The 2,263-nt window shown below is 28.7% G+C and carries 2 protein-coding genes; one reads left to right on the top strand and one right to left on the bottom strand.

Annotated features, from left to right (window positions below; all coding sequences use genetic code 11):
* Positions 1 to 64: 64 nt before the first annotated feature.
* Positions 65 to 1,414, bottom strand: coding sequence for a GAF domain-containing SpoIIE family protein phosphatase (locus ACTT83_RS03790; protein WP_440918811.1), 1,350 nt, complete (start codon positions 1,412 to 1,414; stop codon positions 65 to 67).
* Positions 1,415 to 1,513: 99 nt separating this feature from the next.
* Here ACTT83_RS03790 and ACTT83_RS03785 point away from each other — a divergent pair.
* Positions 1,514 to 2,263 (top strand): prepilin peptidase (locus ACTT83_RS03785; RefSeq protein ID WP_440918810.1); only part of this gene is annotated, 750 nt, incomplete at its 3' end.

Genomic DNA, 2,263 nt, shown 5'->3' with positions numbered 1-2,263 from the left:
AAGAGTTGGAGACTTATTATAATGAAAATTATTAATTTGTTTCATATATGTGTATGTAAAAAAATTAAGCACTATCAATTACTACGATGGTTAAATCATCTTTTTGAATTCGACCAGACTTAATTATATCTTCAACAATTTTATTTAACCTTTCATAATTAGGAGCTTGTTGATATTTCTTTATATAATCTTTAAATCCATCCGACTCTAACATATTTCCCCGAGTATCTTTTATTTCTGTAATGCCGTCAGTAAAAATGTACATTGAGCTATTGGAAAAATCTAAAGTTGTCTCTTTGTATTTTATTTTAGACATAATTCCTAAAGGTGGTCCTGCCTCAGTGAAGTTTGAAAATTTTCCTTCCTTTGATAGAATTAGTGGCGGCTCATGTCCCGCGTTAGCAAGAGACAATTTTTTTTTATTACTATCATAAATTCCAATTAACATTGTCACAAACATACCGCGTGCAGCAGTTTCACAAATTTCAGAATTAAGTAAGTTAAGTAATTCAGATGCAGAAAACATGGTCTTACTTAAACATCTATAAAGACTTGAAGCTTTAGACATAAGCAAAGATGACTTGATTCCTTTTCCCGAAACATCTGCTACACCAAATCCATATATCCCATCTCCAATCTCTGAAAAGTTATAAAAGTCCCCTGAGACAACTTTTGCAGGAATATTGATTCCTGCAATAGGAAAATTTTCTTTTTTGTTTTGAGATAGCAAAGTTTTTTGAATCTCTCCGACAATTTCAATTTCTTTTTGCATTCTATTTTTGTCAATTAAATCTTTTGCCATCTTAGCATTATTAATTGCTAACGCTGCTGGTCCAGATAAAGTTTCTAAAAGTTTCCTATCGTTTTCTTCAAAAAGTTTATCATTAGTTTTTTTGTTTAAGCAGTGAATGACACCAATACATTCATCAGATACAATTAAAGGCGAACATAGTACAGAGTATGTTGTAAAATTTGTCTTATTATCTAAATCAAAATAAAATTCAGCAATTTCTCTTATATCTTTTCTTACATCACCTACTCTAATACATTGTTTCATTACAGCAGCTTTGCCCATTACTCCTTGAGTGATAGGTATTTCAAAATCCTCAAGATATGCCTGGTGTTTTGAGGCAATACATTGAAATGATTGGTTTTTATGATCTATTAAAAAGATATTAGCCGCTTGGGCGTTAATTCTTTTTATAATCAATTCTAGAGAATTGTTTAATGTTTCTCTCAAATCAAGAGACTTCGCAAACTCTTGATTCATTTTTGTTACTAGTTCTAGGTCTTTACTACTAGTATCATCTGTTTTGCTTAATTCCTTTTTTTTTACACCAAAAAACATATTATTTATAAATTGATATTCGTTAATTTTTTGATATTTTTCAATGTGATGGAAGTCATTATTCATGCGCCAAATTTCTATTTGCACATTTCAGATGCAATCATGTTTGTGCAATACTGCATAAATGGGCTCATAGAGTTTTCCTCTCAAATTAAACTATAAATTGTGTTATATATTATAGTATTTGTTCTTGGAAGTATATGGGGAAGTTTTGCTAACGTTTGTATACATAGAATACCTATTAATGAAAGTATTGCTATAAAAAGATCTTATTGTCCAAAATGTAATGAAAAAATCAATTGGTTTAACAATATTCCACTGATCTCTTTTTTAATTTTGGGTGGAAAATGTAAAAATTGTAAGTCCCACATAGACAAAAAATATTTTGTAGTCGAACTAGTAAGTGTTGTGAGTTTTGTATTTATCTATCATTTGTTTGGTTTAACAATTACTTCATTATTGTTAGCGGTATTAAGTATATTTTTTATAATAATTTTTTTTATAGATTTAAAACATTATATCATTCCTAACTCACTTACTTTTCCGTTAATGGTAATTGGCTTTTTTAAATCTTTTTATCCAAATTTGAATACAAATTTATTTCCGAATTATTTAAATTCTTTAATTGGTGGAATTTTAGGCTACCTAATTATTTGGTTAATAATTCTTTTTTATAAAAAGATAAGAAATAAAGAAGGGATGGGACTTGGAGATGCAAAATTATTATCTGCAATAGGTTTTTGGTTTGGATGGGTTAGTATTCCCTTTATAATTTTTTTATCCTCAGTAATGGCACTTCTTGTAGTAGCTCCATCGTTAATCAATAAATCAAAAGAGATGTCTTCACAAATTCCTTTTGGGCCTTATCTTGTAATGGGTTGTGTATTATACTTGTTTTTTCTTGAACAAATTTTA

The sequence above is a fragment of the Candidatus Pelagibacter sp. genome (genome assembly GCF_052049775.1).
Classification (GTDB): domain Bacteria; phylum Pseudomonadota; class Alphaproteobacteria; order Pelagibacterales; family Pelagibacteraceae; genus Pelagibacter.
Note: the sequence above shows the minus strand (reverse complement) of the source record. Positions and strands in the feature narration are given on the sequence as shown.

Excerpts from the sequence above, each read along its gene's own strand:
- ACTT83_RS03790 (WP_440918811.1), bottom strand. The coding sequence starts at position 1,414 with ATGAATAATGACTTCCATCACATTGAAAAATATCAAAAAATTAACGAA.